Source organism: Kitasatospora sp. A2-31 (assembly GCF_022288725.1).
GTDB lineage: Bacteria > Actinomycetota > Actinomycetes > Streptomycetales > Streptomycetaceae > Kitasatospora.
In genome coordinates this window covers 300,054-315,026 of sequence record NZ_JAKNTA010000001.1, presented here as the reverse complement: position 1 = coordinate 315,026, position 14,973 = coordinate 300,054, and the positions used below count along the sequence as shown (strand labels likewise).

General features: G+C 75.3%; 13 protein-coding genes. 4 read left to right on the top strand and 9 right to left on the bottom strand.

The window, feature by feature from the left end; genetic code table 11:
• Window positions 1-42: 42 nt before the first annotated feature.
• Window positions 43-558, bottom strand: coding sequence for a GNAT family N-acetyltransferase (locus MCM47_RS01400; RefSeq protein WP_238740104.1), 516 nt, complete (start codon window positions 556-558; stop codon window positions 43-45).
• 61 nt (window positions 559-619) lie between these two features.
• Entirely contained in the window at window positions 620-1,174 is a 555-nt protein-coding gene (locus MCM47_RS01395; RefSeq protein ID WP_238740102.1) for a MarR family winged helix-turn-helix transcriptional regulator, read from the bottom strand.
• Window positions 1,175-1,273: 99 nt separating this feature from the next.
• On the opposite strand from MCM47_RS01395, the gene MCM47_RS01390 reads away from it, so the two are divergent.
• Window positions 1,274-2,782: an MFS transporter gene (locus MCM47_RS01390; RefSeq protein ID WP_238740100.1), complete on the top strand. Its 1,509-nt coding sequence runs from the start codon at window positions 1,274-1,276 to the stop codon at window positions 2,780-2,782.
• Window positions 2,783-2,948: 166 nt separating this feature from the next.
• Here MCM47_RS01390 and MCM47_RS01385 read toward each other — a convergent pair whose 3' ends face one another.
• The 3 genes from MCM47_RS01385 to MCM47_RS01375 all read right to left on the bottom strand — a co-directional run bounded on the left by MCM47_RS01385 (window position 2,949) and on the right by MCM47_RS01375 (window position 4,961).
• The gene (locus MCM47_RS01385) at window positions 2,949-3,650 is read right to left on the bottom strand and encodes a DUF305 domain-containing protein (protein WP_308222268.1); all 702 of its coding nucleotides are present in this window, start codon (window positions 3,648-3,650) and stop codon (window positions 2,949-2,951) included.
• Window positions 3,647-4,309 (bottom strand): DUF3105 domain-containing protein, encoded by a 663-nt coding sequence (locus MCM47_RS01380; protein ID WP_238740099.1) that lies wholly within the window; start codon window positions 4,307-4,309, stop codon window positions 3,647-3,649. Before MCM47_RS01380 ends, MCM47_RS01385 begins: the two co-directional genes overlap by 4 nt.
• A gap of 133 nt (window positions 4,310-4,442) precedes the next feature.
• Window positions 4,443-4,961 (bottom strand): hypothetical protein, encoded by a 519-nt coding sequence (locus MCM47_RS01375; RefSeq protein WP_238740097.1) that lies wholly within the window; start codon window positions 4,959-4,961, stop codon window positions 4,443-4,445.
• Window positions 4,962-5,244: 283 nt separating this feature from the next.
• On the opposite strand from MCM47_RS01375, the gene MCM47_RS01370 reads away from it, so the two are divergent.
• Complete coding sequence (locus MCM47_RS01370; RefSeq protein WP_238740094.1) at window positions 5,245-6,942, top strand: protein phosphatase 2C domain-containing protein; 1,698 nt, start codon at window positions 5,245-5,247, stop codon at window positions 6,940-6,942.
• Window positions 6,943-7,007: 65 nt separating this feature from the next.
• Here MCM47_RS01370 and MCM47_RS01365 read toward each other — a convergent pair whose 3' ends face one another.
• From MCM47_RS01365 to MCM47_RS01350, 4 genes are all read right to left on the bottom strand, one after another.
• Window positions 7,008-7,613 carry a TetR/AcrR family transcriptional regulator gene (locus MCM47_RS01365; RefSeq protein WP_238740092.1) on the bottom strand — a complete coding sequence of 202 codons (606 nt, stop codon included), beginning with the start codon at window positions 7,611-7,613 and terminating at the stop codon, window positions 7,008-7,010.
• A 105-nt stretch (window positions 7,614-7,718) separates the two neighbouring features.
• Complete coding sequence (locus tag MCM47_RS01360) at window positions 7,719-8,762, bottom strand: agmatine/peptidylarginine deiminase (RefSeq protein WP_238740090.1); 1,044 nt, start codon at window positions 8,760-8,762, stop codon at window positions 7,719-7,721.
• A 38-nt stretch (window positions 8,763-8,800) separates the two neighbouring features.
• Entirely contained in the window at window positions 8,801-10,522 is a 1,722-nt protein-coding gene (locus MCM47_RS01355; RefSeq protein WP_238740088.1) for an urease subunit alpha, read from the bottom strand.
• Complete coding sequence (locus MCM47_RS01350) at window positions 10,519-11,229, bottom strand: urease subunit gamma (RefSeq protein WP_238740086.1); 711 nt, start codon at window positions 11,227-11,229, stop codon at window positions 10,519-10,521. The genes MCM47_RS01355 and MCM47_RS01350 overlap by 4 nt, the downstream gene beginning before the upstream one ends.
• A 500-nt stretch (window positions 11,230-11,729) precedes the next feature.
• On the opposite strand from MCM47_RS01350, the gene MCM47_RS01345 reads away from it, so the two are divergent.
• Together MCM47_RS01345 and MCM47_RS01340 are read left to right on the top strand one after the other, a co-directional pair.
• Window positions 11,730-12,329, top strand: coding sequence for an ATP-binding protein (locus tag MCM47_RS01345; RefSeq protein ID WP_238740084.1), 600 nt, complete (start codon window positions 11,730-11,732; stop codon window positions 12,327-12,329).
• A gap of 457 nt (window positions 12,330-12,786) precedes the next feature.
• Complete coding sequence (locus MCM47_RS01340) at window positions 12,787-14,973, top strand: SpoIIE family protein phosphatase (RefSeq protein ID WP_238740082.1); 2,187 nt, start codon at window positions 12,787-12,789, stop codon at window positions 14,971-14,973.

Sequence of the window (14,973 nt, the reverse complement as noted above, 5' to 3'; positions counted from 1 at the left end):
CGGGCGGCGGGTGGTCCCCGGAAGGCCGGGCGGGCCCGGCCCCTAGACGCTCGCCGTGAGGTCGACGCGCCAGTCGTGGCTGCGCATCCAGCGGCCGGCGGGGAACTCGAAGTCGGTCTCGCCGACCAGGGTGAAGCCGGCCCTGCGGCAGACGGTGTTGGAGGCGGGGTTGTCCACCGAGGGGAAGGCGTGCAGGTACCGGAGCCGGGCCGTCGCCCGTGCCTCGGCCACCGCGGCGCGGGCGGCGGCGACCGCGATGCCCCGGCCCTGGTAGTCGGGGAGGACGTTCCAGCCCATCTCGTGGACGCGCTCGCCGTGCCAGGTACGGGTGCCGTAGCCGACCGTGCCGACGGGCTCGGCCTCCCCGGCCAGGACGATGCGGAACATGCAGCCCAGGCCGGACGGGACGAAGTCCAGGTAGCGCTGGTGGCGGACGAGCAGCTGCTCCTCGGTCTCCGGGCCGCCGACGTGCTTCTTCATCCCCGGGGTGTTCACCCGGCGCAGCAGCGCGAGGTCGGCGTCCGTCCAGGGCTCGATGCGGATCCGTGCGGCGGTCATGGCGGGACGCTAGCCGGAGCCGGGGCCCGGTGGACACCGGATTTTCGCGCCCCGCGGCGGACTACTCGGGGCCGGCCGGGCGGGCCAGGGCGCGGGCCAGGCTGTCGAGCGCGGGCAGCGCCTGCATGACGGCCTCGCGGTCGGCGGGGGAAAGGGTGCCGAGCGCGGCCGCGATGCGGCGCTCGTGGGCGTGCTGCCAGTCGTCCAGCTGGCGCCGTCCGGCCGGGGTGAGGGCGATCCGGGCGGTGCGGCGGTCGCCGGGGTCGGCCTGGCGGTCGACGAAGCCGGCCTCCAGCAGCTTGCCGACCAGTCCGCTGACGGTGTTCGGGGCGAGCCGCTGGCGGTCCGCGAGCTCGCCGACCCGCAGCGGGGCGGCGGCGAGCGTCTGGAGGAGTTCGACCTGCGCCATCGGCAGGGACTCCCACGGGTAGTCGGTGCGGATGCTGCTGCGCAGGGCGCGGCGCAGCCGGGTCACCACGTCGGTCAGCCGCCGGGCGCGCTCCAGCGCCGGGGGCGCGAGCTCCGCGGGTGACGCGAGGTCCGCCGGCGCCCCGTGGCCCGCCCGGCCTTCGGCGGGTCCGGCGGCGGGGGCGGGTACGGACGGCGACGGCGACATGGCGGACAGCGTATCGCCTGGTGGCGGCCGCCCCCGCAGCCGGTCGGACAACGATCAGATCGTAGAGAGAACATATCTGCATCCGATATATTTCCCACTATGGACACCGCGGCCCTAGCCTCCCGGCTGCTCACCGAGCGTCCCCGGCCGCGCCGCGTGGCCCGGTGGCGGTACGCCCCCTGGCTGGCGGTCGGCACGGTCTGCCTCGGGGCGTTCCTCGGACAGCTCACGGCGAGCATCACGGCCCTCGTCTTCCCGGCCCTCGGACGGCACTTCGACGCCGGCTTCGCCTCCGTCGAGTGGGTCGCGCTCGCCTACCTGCTGGTGCTGGTGGCCCTGCTGGCCCCGATCGGCCGGCTCTCCGACCTGGTCGGGCGCAAGACCGTGTACCTCGGCGGCTTCGCCGTCTTCGCGCTGGCCTCGCTCGGCGCCGGACTGGCCGGCGGCCTCTGGGCGCTGGTGGCCTGCCGGGCCGTCCAGGCCGTCGGCGGCGCGATGATGCAGGCCAACAGCGTGGCGCTGGTGGCGCGCGGTGTTCCCGAGCCCGCCATGCGCAGGGCGCTGGGCGTGCAGGCCGCCGCGCAGGGCCTCGGCCTGGCGCTCGGGCCGAGCCTGGGCGGCCTGCTGGTGGAGCACGCCTCCTGGCGCTGGGTGTTCTGGATCAACGTGCCGATCGGTGTGCTGGGCGTCCTGTCGGGCTGGTTCCTGCTGCCCCGCACCCGCCCCGAGGGCGTGCCGGGCCCGGGGGCGGAGGAGCCGCGGCAGCCGCGGGGTGTGCGGCGCGGGCCCCGCGTCCGGGCGCGGGAGCACGGCGGCGGCCGCTTCGACCTGGCCGGACTGCTCCTGCTCACCGGGGCGACCAGCGCGCTGCTGCTGGCCCTCTCCACCGCCTCCGGGCTGCCGCTGCCCGGCTGGGCGGCGGGCGTGCTGCTGCTCGCCGCGGTGGTGTGCACGCTCGGGTTGGTGCGGCAGGAGCGGCGCGCGGCGCGGCCGATCCTGGCACCGGGCCTGCTGAACACCCCGGGGGTGCGCTCGGGCCTGGTGGTCTCGCTGATCGGCTACCTGCTGCTGTTCTGCCCGCTGGTGCTGGCCCCCGTCCTGCTCGGCGGCGCCGGTGTGCCGGCCTCCCGGGTGGGCCTGGTGGTCACGCTGCTGCCCGCCGCGTTCGCGGTCGCCGCGACCGCCGGCGGCGCGCTGCTGCCGCGGGGCTGGTCGGACCCGGCCCGCTGCCGGCTCGGTGCGGCGGTCGCCGGCGCGGGGCTGCTGCTGCTCGCCCTGCTGCCGGTCCGCGGTGCGGGGCCGGGCGCCGCGGGGGTGAGCGGTCCGCTGCCGGTCGCCGCCGCGCTGGCGATCGCCGGCTGGGGGCTGGGGCTGCTGCTGCCCGCCAACAACGCGCTGGTGATGCGGGCGGTGCCGGCGGAGTGCTCGGCGGTCGGCGGCGGCATGGTCAACACGGCCCGGAGCCTCGGCACGGCCCTCGGCACCGCGCTGCCCGTGCTCGGCGTCCACCTGGCGGGCGGGGCGACCGGGGGGCGGGCGGTGCTGCTCGCGCTCGTCGCGGTCGCGGGCCTCGCGGTGGCGGCGTCGCGCCCGGCCCGGCGCCGCTGAGCCCGGCCGCCGTGCCGCTCACCCCGTCCGGCGTGCCGCTCACCCCGTCCGGCGTCGGCGCGGGCGGGCTGGGCATGGGCGGGCCGGCGGGGCGGGAAACGGAACCGGGGTGCGGCGGACGGTCGAGCCGTCCTCCGCACCCCGGCCGGGTGGTGCGTGCGAACCGTCAGGAGGCGGGGACGCCCGGGGCGGCGCCGCGCTCATGGAGCATGTCGGTGATCAGCTGGATCTCCGAGGTCTGCCCGTTCACCATCGACTGCGCGAGCCGCTTCTCGGTCTCGTTCTTCGCCATGTCGACGTAGCCCTGGGCCATCGCGACCCCGCCCTTGTGGTGCTCCAGCATCAGCTGCAGGTAGAACACCTCGGCGTCCCGCCCGCTCAGCGAACGCAGCTTGCCGAGCTGGGCGTTGGTGGCCATGCCCGGCATCAGCGAGCCGTCGTGCGCCTCGTAGGCGTGGTGCATGTTCATCCACGCCATCGGCTTGGCCGCGGAGTGCTGGGAGAGCCCCCACTGGTCGAGCCAGCCCATCATCATCCCGCGCTGGTTGGCCTGGGTGTTGATGATGTCGAAGGCGAGGGTGCGGACCGGCTCGTCGCTCGTCCGGTCCCGGACGACGAACGACAGGTCGACGGCCTGCTGGTGGTGGGTCGCCATGTCACGGGCGAAGCCGGCCTCGGGGGAGTCGTCCGCCGGCACGCTGAGCGCCGACGAGCCCGAGGCGGACGTCCCGCCGGCCACCAGGGCGGGTACGCCGAGGGCGAGGGCGAGCGAGGCGGCCAGCACGGCCGGCCACCACAGGCGCCGACGGGAGGACGCCCGGGGCGCCCCGCCGTCCTCCTCCGCGGGGGTCACCGCGTCCGCGGTCACATCGACCCCATGGTGCAGGACGCGCCCGGCTCCTGGGTCTGCTGGCCCTGCACGTACTTGGTGAAGAAGGCGTTCACCCGGGGGTCACTGGCGCTGTCCACGACCAGCTGGGTGCTCCAGGCGCTGAGGGTGATGGTGCCCTTCTCGTCCGGGTACGGGCTCATCAGGGAGTACGGGGTGGCCTTCACCTTGTCGGAGAGGGTCTTGATGTCCTCGGGGGTGGCCTTGCCGTTGTAGGTCACCCAGACCGCGCCGTGCTCCAGCGAGTGGACGGCGCGCTCGTTCTCGACCGGCTGGTCGTAGACGTGGCCCATGCAGTCCAGCCAGACCGCGTTGTGGTCGCCGCCGACCGGCGGGGTCTGCGGGTAGGTGACCTTCTCCTTGACGTGGTTGCGGCTCAGGTCGCCGAAGGTCTGGACGCCGTCGATCGGCGCGCTGGCGGCGGCCTCCTTGGCCTTCTTGTCCTTGTTGGCGTCCATCACGATCCAGGTGCCGGTGGCGATCGCAGCGATCACCAGGACGCCGACGACGACCGAGGCGATGATCTTGTTGCGGCGGTCACGGCGCTGCTCGGCGGCGCGGAGCTCGGCGATCCTGGCGCGGCGGTCGAGGCCGGCCTTCCCGCCGGGCTTGTTCGACTGCTTGGAGGCGGAACCCATGTGGTGTCCTTGTCCCCGCCGCGCGCTCGTGGCGCGGCGGTCTGAAGAGGGGGCGGAGGGGCGGATCCGTCGGTGGCGCCCGTCGTGCCGGCCGCTCGGGCGGGCAGGGGGCAGGACCGGCGGTGGGTTCCGCTCAGGACCGGTGTACTTGGAGTTCGTGCAGGTCGGGTGCCGGGTGCGGACCGTCCAGCAGCCCGGTCGGCACCACCCGGGGCAGGGCCTCGGGCAGCTCGGTGCCGGGCGTCACGGCGGGCTGGGGCTGCGGCGGCGGGTTGGGGAGCTGGGCGTCCTGCCCGCAGTACGGGTGGCCGGAGCAGCCGTTGTCGCGGTGCGGCGGCTCGCCGTCGGCGGAGCACAGCGTCCGGTGCCGCGGACCGTCGGCGTACCGGGCGTCGGCGCGGGGTCGGTCGGTGCGCGGGCCCGCGTGGTGCGGCGGTGCGCCGGCCGGGCCTTCCGCGGTGGGACCGGCCACGGTGCTCGCCGCGGCGGCCGGCTGCGGGGCGGAACGGTCGGCCGGGACGGCCGCGGACTGGCCCGCGCACGGCAGCGCCGTCAGCAGTCCGACCAGCAGCAGGACCAACAGCGCACCCACCGGGCGGCCCGCGAGTGCGGCCCTCCCCGGTCGGGGCGAACTGGGGGCCGACGCGGTCATGCGCACATTTAATCAGCCGAACGAGTGAAGCGATGCCCCTCCTTGGACCCCATTTTCGGCACCCTGAGGGGGCGAACACCCCGTAAACACCCTGGCCGGGGCAGTTCCGGCAAGCGCGGACGGAACGGAACCGGAACGCGGGGTGAATCCGGTGACCCAGATCATCCGATCAGTGCACGGTTTGTCGCCGAAAGCCGGACAGCGTCCTCGGCACTTGGAGACAATGACGCGAGTCCGGCCCCGCCGGGGGCGGCGCGACCACGGACCGACCAGGAGCCGCCAGATGACCACGACGGGTGCACCCGCACAGCCCCACCGGCCGGACGACAGCTGGTGGGACACGGTCTACGAAGGGCCGGCGGGCACCCTCCCGGACACCCCGGGCGCGGCAGCGGGGGAGGGGAGCGTCGACGACTGGTTCGAGACGGCCGCCGGGCTGATCGGCCCGCAGCGCACGGGCGAGGCGGCGGACGCGGCGGCGGGCGCCGCGGCGGAGGCACCGGCCGAGGTGCCGACGGACGGTCCGGTGGCGGAGGCGGAGACGGTCGCCTCCGCGGGCGGGGACGGCCCCGCCGGTGAAGCGCTGCTGGAACGGGACAGCATCGACGACTGGTTCGACACCGCGGCCGGCGTGATCGGACCCGAGTACACGGGGGAGCAGACGGGGACGCACAGGTTCCCGGCCCCCGCCTGGGCCGACGCCCCCCGCGAGCCGGAGCCGGTGGCGGTCGAGCCGGAACCGGAGCCGGTGGCGGTCGAGCCGGAACCGGAGCCGGTGGCGGTCGAGCCGGAGCCGGAACCGGCTGTCGCAGCCGTGCCCGAGCCACAGCCGGAGCCCGAGCCTGCTCCGGCGCCCGTCCTGCAAGAGACGCCGGAGCCCGTCCCCGAGCCCCAGCCGGAGCCGGAGCCGGAGCCCGAGCCGGAGCCCGAGCCCGTTCCCGAGCCCGAGCCCGAGCCGCTGTCGGAGTCCGCCCCCGAGCCGGCGGCCGAAGCCGAGCCGGCACCCGGAACCGCCCCCGCCGTGCCGCCCGGGACCGGCCCCACCGCCGCCCGCTCCTCGCTCGCCGCGGGAGGGCCCGTGATGCCGCACGTCGGCGAACGCCCGCCCACGTACGGGCCCGAGCCGACCGCCGTGCCGGAGGCGGACCCCGGCGCGCTCGGCGCCGTCGTGCCGGACACCGTGCTGGAGGGCGCGCAGTACGGCAGCGCGATCCTGCGCGCCGTCTCCGTCCGTGGCGACTCCGCCCGCTACCGGGGGGAGCCCCGGCGGGACACGCTGCTGGTGACCAGGTTCGGCGAAGCTCCCGACGGACTGCTGCTGGCCGCGATCGGGGGCTTCGACCGGACCGGCGGCGACGAGGCGGCCCCCGAGGCGGTCGCCGCCGCCACGGCCGAGGCCTGCCGTCAGCTCGCCGGTGCGATCGGACGGAGCCGGCCCGGACTGGCCGCCGACCTGCGGTCCGGCGCCCGCGACCGGCTCCGGTACGGCCTGCAGCGCCTCGCCACCAGCGCCGCCGCCCCGCTGCGGGCGCTCGCGCCCCGGCCGGAGGACGAGGGCGAGCCGTCCCCCGCCGCGCTGCACTGCCTGCTGGTCTCGCTCGATCCGGCGGCCTCCTACCGGGTGGCCTTCGGGGTCGGTCCGGGCGGGCTCTACCTGCTGCGCTCCGGCCACTGGATCGACGCGTACGCGGCGCGACTGCTGCACCACCCGGACGGCCAGCCTCCGGTCCCGGACGCCCCGGTGGTGGAGCCGCGGCCGTTCCGGTTCCGGATGGTCCCGGCGACGCCGGGCGACATCCTGCTGCTCTGCACTCCGGGCCTGGCCCGGCCGATCGCGGAGGAGCCGGCCGTCGCCCACTTCCTGTCCACCCACTGGGCGCACCCGCACCCGCCGGGCACCGTGGACTTCCTGCGCCAGGTGCAGGTCCGCGCCAAGGGCTACGCCGACGACCGCACGGCGGCCGCCGTCTGGACCGAGTGAGGGCCGAGCGAGGGCCGAGCGAGGGCCGAGTGACGGCCGTGCCGGGGGCCCGGCGGTGTGAGCCGTCAGCCCTCGGCGCCGAGCAGCGTGCCGCAGGCCGACCCGGCCAGGGCCAGGGCTCGGGTGCGCCCGGCGCCGGGGAGGCCGAGGGCCAGCGGGACGGCGAGGCCGTCGAGCAGGGCGCGGATCTGGGCGGCGCGCTCGGCGGCGGCGCCGGGCGTGAAGCGGCCGGAGGCGGCGCCCTCGTCGAGCAGGGCGACGAGGTCGGCGTCCCACGGCGCCTCGATCTCCAGCTGCCCCCGCCGTAGTTCCTCGCTGGCGGGGGAGCGGCCCCACACCTCGACCCAGAGGATCCAGCGGGGGTCGCCGGGCCCCTCGGGCAGATAGAGCCGGGTGTACTCGGACAGCCGGTCCCAGACGTCGCGGGCGCCGTCGGCCATGGCCTCGTGGCGGCGGCTGCCGAGCTGCTCCTCGCTCCAGCGCAGCGTCTCCAGCAGCAACTGGTCCTTGCTGCCGAAGTAGTAGAGCAGGTGCCCGGCGCTCATCTGGAGCTGCTTGCCGAGGCCGGCCATGGTGAGCTTCGCGAGCCCGTGTTCGGCGATCGCGGCACGCGCGGTGGCGAAGACCTCCTCGCGGGGGCGCGCCGGGCGGCGCGGGCGGGGGTCCGCCATCTGCTGTTCTCCTCTTGTGCCACTGGGGCCCACACCATACTGGCCGGGCCCGGCCGCCCACCTGGGTGGTGGCCGGCCGGGCCCGGCCACTCGGGCCCGTATGGGTCAGGCCTGCGGCTGCTGCTGGGTGATGCAGTGGATGCCGCCCCCGTTGGCGAAGATCTCGCGGGCGTCGACCAGCTCGACGGTCCGGCCCGGGTAGGCCTTCTCCAGGATGGCCTTGGCCTCCTGGTCGCGCGGGTCGGCGAAGGCGCAGAGGATCACGGCGCCGTTGGCCACGTAGTGGTTGATGTAGGAGTAGTCGACCGGCTCGCCCTCCTCGTCCAGCAGGACGGTGGGGGCGGGCAGTTCGATGACCTCCAGGGCACGGCCCCGGGCGTCGGTCGAGGCACGCAGGATCGCCACCAGCTCCTTGCACACCTCGTGGTCCGGGTGGGCCGGGTCCGGCTGGACGTGGGCGACCACGACGCCCGGGCGGACGAAGGAGGCCACGATGTCGATGTGGCCGCGGGTGCCGAACTCGTCGTAGTCGCGGGTGAGTCCGCGCGGCAGCCAGATCGCCTTGGTGGTGCCGAGGAAGGCGTGCAGCTCGGCCTCGACCTCCTCGCGGGTCCAGTCGGAGTTCCGGCCCTCGCCGAGCTGGACGGTGTCGGTGACGAGCACGGTGCCCTCGCCGTCGACGTGGATGCCGCCGCCCTCGTTGATCAGCCGGGAGGCGAAGCGCCGGACGCCGGTCAGCTCGCTGATGTGCTCGGCGATGTGCTGGTCGTTGTCCCAGCGGGCCCAGCCCTGGGCGCCCCAGCCGTTGAAGATCCAGTCGGCGGCGGCCAGGCCGCCCTTGCCGTCGATCAGGAACGACGGACCGATGTCGCGCATCCACGCGTCGTCCAGCGGGCGCTCGACGATCTCGACCTGCTCGGCGACGTACTTCCGGGCCTCCGCGGTCTCGCCGGTGTTGACCACCAGGGTGACCGGCTCGTACCGGACGATCGTGTTGGCGACCGCCGCCCAGGCCTCCCGGCCGGCGTGCAGGTGCTCGGCGCTGTCGAAGGTCGGGTTGGCGGTCGGGAAGGCCATCCAGGTGCGGTCGTGCGGGTGCCACTCGGCGGGCATCCGGTAGCCGAGCGAGGCGGGGGTGGGGGTGGTCATCGGGGTTTCCTAGGGGAAGGGGGTGAGGTGAGGGCGGGTCAGAGGAAGTAGAGGCGGCTGAGCGAGACGCTCTCGGCCGGCTCGGAACGCAGCGGTTCGCCGTCCAGCGAGACCAGGCCGGTCTCGGTGACCTCGACGTTGCCGATCCGCGCGTTGCGCACCATGTCGCGCGGCCCGATGCCGCGGGTGTTGCGGACGCCGACGCGGCGGCGCCGGGTCGGCAGGCCGTCGGCCGGCCGGTCCGGGTAGGCGCCGTCGGCGGCGGCCTGGGCGACGAAGGCCACCGAGATGTCGGCGGCGGTGGCGCCGTGGGCGCCGAACTGGGGGCCGAGGACGAGGGGTTCGCAGCGGTCGGTGGAGGCGTTCGGGTCCCCGACGACGCCGTAGGCGGGGAAGCCGGCCTTCAGCACCAGCTGCGGCTTGGCGCCGAAGTGGTCGGGGCGCCAGAGCACGATGTCGGCGAGCTTGCCGATCTCGATGGAGCCGACCTCGTGGGCCAGGCCGTGGGCGATGGCGGGGTTGATGGTGAGCTTGGCGATGTAGCGCAGGACGCGTTCGTTGTCGTCGCCGGCCTCGGTGGTGCCGTAGGAGCCGGTGCCGTCCAGCGGGCCGAGCTCGGCCTTCATCTTGCCGGCCATGGCGAAGGTGCGGCGCACGGTCTCGCCGGCGCGGCCCATGCCCTGGGCGTCGGAGGAGGTGATGCCGATGGCGCCGAGGTCGTGCAGGACGTCCTCGGCGCCCATGGTGCCGGCGCGGATGCGGTCGCGGGCCATGGCGGCGTCACCGGGCAGGTCGACCTTGAGGTCGTGCGCGGAGACGATCATCCCGAAGTGCTCGCCGAGGGCGTCCCGGCCGAACGGCAGGGTCGGGTTGGTGGAGGAACCGATGACGTTGGGGACGCCGGCCATCTTGAGGACGTTGGGGACGTGGCCGCCGCCGCAGCCCTCGATGTGGAAGGCGTGGATGGTGCGGCCTTCGAGGACCTTGAGGGTGTCCTCGACGGAGAGGCACTCGTTCAGGCCGTCGGTGTGCAGCGCGACCTGGACGTCGTACTCCTCCGCGACCCGCAGCGCGGTGTCCAGCGCCCGGGTGTGGGCGCCCATGTCCTCGTGGACCTTGAAGCCGGAGGCACCGCCCTCGGCGAGGGCCTCGACCAGCGGCGCCGCGTCGGAGGACGAGCCGCGGCCGAGGAAGCCGATGTTGACCGGCCAGGCGTCGAAGGCGTTGAAGGCGTGGCGCAGCGCCCAGGGCGAGTTGACGCCGACGCCCCAGACCGGGCCGAACTCCTGGCCGATGATCGTGGTGACGCCGGAGGCGAGCGAGGCCTCCATGATCCGCGGCGAGAGCAGGTGGACGTGCGTGTCGATGGCGCCGGCGGTGGCGATCAGCCCCTCGCCGGAGACGATCGTGGTGCCGGTGCCGACGACCACGTCCACACCGTCGAGGGTGTCCGGGTTGCCGGCCCGGCCGATGGAGGCGATCCGGCCGTCGATCAGACCGATCGAGGTCTTGCGGACGCCCTGGATCGCGTCGATCACCAGCACGTTGCTGATCACCACGTCGCAGGTGTCGCGGACGGCGGCGGGCTTGAGGTGGAGGCCGTCGCGGGCGGTCTTGCCGAAGCCGGCCAGGAACTCGTCGCCCGGAGCCTGGGAGTCCGACTCCACCCGGACGATCAGCCCGGAGTCGCCGAGCCGGATCCGGTCCCCGGCCCGCGGCCCGTGCACGGAGATGTAGTCGTGCGGGGTGATCGCGGTCATGACGGAACCTCCGCGTCGTCGAAGCCGGTCAGGTAGCCGGTCGCGCGGGCCTTCGCCAGCGCGGCCTCCTTGGCGCCCGGTGCGTCGAGCGGGCCGTCCACCAGTCCGGCGAAGCCGATCGCGACCCGCGCGCCGCCGATCGGCACCAGGCCGACCTCGACGGTGGCTCCGGGGTCGAAGCGCACCGAGGAGCCGGCCGGCACCGCGAGGTGGGTGCCGTAGGCGGCCGCGCGGTCGAAGGCCAGCCGCGGGTTGGCCTCGAAGAAGTGGAAGTGCGAGGTGACCGAGATCGGCACCCCGGAGGTGTTGTGGACGGGCAGGACGACCGTCTCCTCCATCGGGTCGTAACCGGTGCCCGCGCCGATCAGCGCGCCGCCGGGGGCTTCGTCGCCGAGCGAGCCGGCGCCCTTGAACGGGTCGTTGACCACGGCCAGCCGGGTGCCGTCCTCGAAGACCGCCTCGACCTGGACGACGGTCACCACGTCGGGGACGCCGGGGAGGACGTCGTCGGCGGTCAGGACGGAGCGGCCGGCCTCGATGGCCTCGGCGAGGCGCCGGCCGTCGCGGGCGGCTTCGCAGACGGTGTCCGCGATCAGGGCGTGCGCCTCGGGGACGTTCAGGCGGACGCCCCGGGCGCGGCGGGCGCGGGCCAGCTCGGCTGCTGTGAAGATCAGCAGCCGGTCCCGCTCGGTGGGAGTCAGTCGCACGGTTCCTCGCTCGCGGTCGCCGGTGGGAGGGAGATGGAGTTAGAACGGCGTTCAAACGTCTCGGGCCATTGAACCCGGACCCGGCCGCCCTGTCCAGCGTTGCCCGTCCTGGAGTGTTCGGCTCGCCGGGCGCCGCCATCGGGTCCCCGGCGCCGGTCACGGTCCGGCGTGCGCCCGGCGCGCCTGGTGGCGCGGGGCCCGCGCGGGTTGCGCTGGCGCCCGGAACGGCGGTCGCAGGGCCCGGCGGGAGCGGGCCGGGCGAGCACTTTCGGGTGGCCGGAAGACCTCGAAAATCGGCCGGTACGCTTCGCAAACCTGTCCGGCATCGCCAGTTGGATCACGGGAGCCGTCCCGTGCCCCCTTCACCTCGGGTGATCGCACGCACACTGTTGCAAACGCCGAAAGCTGGGCATGAGGATGATGGTCAGAACGAGGGGGCCACCCGGTCGGCGGGGGGACCGGCTTTGCAGGTCCCGGAATGAGGGCGGGGGCATGTGTTGATGGACGGTCAGTCGCGATTCCCGCGGCAGCGGACGGGTTCGGGGGACGTTTTCCGTCCGAGGGCCCAGGGGGGTACGCCGGGTCTCCCCGGCGCGGCCGGCACCGCCGGTCCCACCGGTGCCGCCGGCCAGACCGGCCAGGCCGGTGCGGCCGGAACGGCCGGCGCGGGGGGTCAGGCGCAGGGGCCCGGCGCCCCGTCACCGGGCTGCGCCCTGCACCGCCGGCTCCAGCTGGCACTCGACCCGGCCGACCTGGTCGCCGTCGGCGCGGTCCGCCACCGGCTGCGCTCCGCGCTCAGCCGCTGGGGGGTGCCCGAGCTGGCCGACACGGCCGAGCTGCTCTCCTCCGAGCTGGTCACCAACGCCCTGCTGCACACCGGCCGGGGCGCGGTCTTCGAGGCGGTGCTCGGGGCCGACCTGCGGTTGCGGATCGAGGTGCAGGACAGCGCCGCCCGGATGCCGGGCCGCCGTCGCGACCCGGACGCGGAGTACGCCACCTCGGGGCGCGGGCTGATGCTGGTCGAGGCGCTGGCCGACGATTGGGGGGTCCAGCTGCGTGGCGACGGCAAGGTCACCTGGTTCGAGCTGGCCACGCCCTAGGGTCGAGCAGCCCCGAGCTCCCGCCGAGCCCCGAGCTCCCGCCGAGCCCCGAGCTCCCGGGGCCGAACCTCGAACCCCGATCCCCGAGCTCCCGTCCCGCGCGCCGGGGCGGACTGGCCGGAAGAGCCGGAATTCAGGCTCGTTCGCCGACGAACCTGGCGCCGGAGGGCCGCCCGGACGGAAGATTTCCGGCCCGTTGCCATTGCCGCTTGGCCGAACATTGGCCAGGATGGTGGGAATGTGTGCCCACGTGCGCGAAGCAGCGGGGAAAGCCCACCTCGACTGACCACCGCAGGTCGGCACCGTCCGATCCAGCACACCCATCACACCGCCACGCGGTCCGGCCGGACGACCGGAGCGGACCCGCCACGGCAGCGGCAGGAGCAGTATGCCCACAGAGCCCGAGTCCCCGGGGCCGGCGCTTCCTCCCGGCTCGTCCACGGCCGGGGCGGGGCGGGTGAGACCCCCTGCCCAGGCGGTGCGCCGGCACGCCCTGCGGTCGGCGCCGGGTCTGGCCGCCGGGCGGCTTGCGCCGATGCTCCCGGGCGGCCTGCCGGTCGCCTCGGGCGACTCCATGCCGGACTGGCTGGAGCCGGCGATGGCCGCCAATGGCATCGGCTCCTTCGACTGGGACATCCGCCGCGACGTCCTGGAGGGCGACCAGCGCGCCTGCACGATCGTCGGCCTGGACGGCGCGGACAAGACCGACTTCGACCGGACCTCGGCCTCCTTCCTGGCCCTGCTGCACCCCGAGGACGCGCCCGTGGTGCGCCGCCGGGTCGAGCGCGCGGTGGCCGAGCTCGGCCAGTGCGGCGCCTACTACCGCACGGTCGGGCCGAACGGGACGATGCGCGCGGTCAGGTTCCGCGGCCGGGTCCTCGCGGACGCCTTCGGCCGCGCCTCCCGGATGGTCGGCTTCGTCTGGGACGCCACCGTCGAGCTGCACAAGCGCGACCGCGCCGACCGGATGGCCCTGCTGCGCGAGGAGCGCTCCCGGTTCATCAAGGAGGCCGCCCGCGCCCTCTCCGAGGCCGTCACCGTGCGCGACGTCGCCCGGGTCTTCACCGAGCTGCCGCTGCCCGGCCTGCCCCCGGACGGCCTGGTGCTGGCCTCCTTCGAGGCCGGCCGGGTGCAGATCCTCGGCGCCACCGGCTACCGGCCGGAGGAGCTCGCCTTCTGGGACCGCTCGGTGCTGCCCCCCGCCCACCCCGCGGCCGAGGCACTGCGCAACCGCGCCCCCGTCTTCATCGCCAGCCGCGAGGAGTACCACGAGCGCCTCCCCGAGGTGTGGACGCCGAACAGCCGCACCGGCCGCTCCTCCTGGGCCTTCCTTCCCCTGGTGGCCAGCGGGCGGGCGATCGGCGTCTGTCTGGTCAGCTTCGACGACGACCGGGAGCTCGACGCCGACGAGCGCACCCTGCTCTCCACCCTGGGCGGCCTGGTCGCGCAGTCGCTGGCCCGGGCCCGCCTGCACGACGCCGAGCACGAGCTGGCGGCCGGTCTGCAGCGGGTGATGCTGCCGCGCACCGTCCCCTCGGTGCCGGGCGTCACCACCGCCGTCCGCTACCTCGCGGCCGGCTCCGGCCTGCAGATCGGCGGTGACTGGTACGACGTGGTGCCGCTGCCCGGCGGGCACGTCGGGTTGGTGATCGGCGACGTCCAGGGGCACGACGTGCACGCGGCCGGGATCATGGGCCAGCTGCGGATCGCGCTGCGCGCCTACGCCGCCGAGGGCCACCCGCCGGCCGCCGTGATGGCCCGGGCCTCGCGCTTCCTCGCCGACCTGGACACCGACCACTTCGCCACCTGCACCTACGCCGAGGTGAACGTCGACTACGGCGTGGTCTACGCCGTCCGGGCCGGCCACCTGGACCCGGTGGTCCGCCGCGCCGACGGCTCCACCACCGTGGTGCCGGTCGCCGGCGGCCTGCCGCTGGGCATCGCCCCGGACGAGGAGTACCGCGTCACCCGGTTCAGCCTGGATCCGGGGGAGACGGTGGTGCTCTGCACCGACGGCCTGGTCGAGGCCCGAGGCATGGACCTCGACGAGGGCGTCGCCCGCCTCGCCGCGGTGCTCTCCCACCCGCTCGCCGCCCGTGACGAGGGCGGCCGCGACCCGCTGGAGGACCTCGCGGACCGGATCGCCTCCCAGGCGGCCGACTCCAGCGAGCGCGAGGACGACATAGCGCTGCTGCTGCTCCGCTGGGACGGACCGGAGGGCGGCCTGGCCGCCCAGCAGCTGCGCCGCCGGATCGGCCAGGCCGACCTCGCCCGGATCGCCGAGGTGCGGGCCGAGCTGCGCGACGCGCTGCGCCGCTGGGGCGTGGCCGAGCTGATCGACACCGCCGAGCTGCTCTCCTCCGAACTGGTCACCAACGCGATCCGGCACACCGACCGGGACGCCATGTTCACCGCCCGGCTCTACCGGGAGGCGGACGGCGACGGCGAGGGCGGCCGGGCCCGGCTGCGGGTCGAGGTGGAGGACGAGTCCGACCTCTGGCCGACGCGCAGGACGCCGGGGGAGCAGGCCTCCTCCGGCCGCGGGCTGATGCTGGTCGAGGCGCTGGCGGACGGCTGGGGCGTGGAGCCGCGCGGCTCGGGCAAGCGGATGTGGTTCGAGCTCACGGCCGCCCCCGCCGCCTGA

Coding starts and splice junctions, on each gene's coding strand:
- MCM47_RS01400 (WP_238740104.1), bottom strand. CDS start 558: ATGACCGCCGCACGGATCCGCATCGAGCCCTGGACGGACGCCGACCTC.
- MCM47_RS01395 (WP_238740102.1), bottom strand. CDS start 1,174: ATGTCGCCGTCGCCGTCCGTACCCGCCCCCGCCGCCGGACCCGCCGAA.
- MCM47_RS01390 (WP_238740100.1), top strand. CDS start 1,274: ATGGACACCGCGGCCCTAGCCTCCCGGCTGCTCACCGAGCGTCCCCGG.
- MCM47_RS01380 (WP_238740099.1), bottom strand. CDS start 4,309: ATGGGTTCCGCCTCCAAGCAGTCGAACAAGCCCGGCGGGAAGGCCGGC.
- MCM47_RS01375 (WP_238740097.1), bottom strand. CDS start 4,961: ATGACCGCGTCGGCCCCCAGTTCGCCCCGACCGGGGAGGGCCGCACTC.
- MCM47_RS01370 (WP_238740094.1), top strand. CDS start 5,245: ATGACCACGACGGGTGCACCCGCACAGCCCCACCGGCCGGACGACAGC.
- MCM47_RS01365 (WP_238740092.1), bottom strand. CDS start 7,613: ATGGCGGACCCCCGCCCGCGCCGCCCGGCGCGCCCCCGCGAGGAGGTC.
- MCM47_RS01360 (WP_238740090.1), bottom strand. CDS start 8,762: ATGACCACCCCCACCCCCGCCTCGCTCGGCTACCGGATGCCCGCCGAG.
- MCM47_RS01355 (WP_238740088.1), bottom strand. CDS start 10,522: ATGACCGCGATCACCCCGCACGACTACATCTCCGTGCACGGGCCGCGG.
- MCM47_RS01345 (WP_238740084.1), top strand. CDS start 11,730: ATGGACGGTCAGTCGCGATTCCCGCGGCAGCGGACGGGTTCGGGGGAC.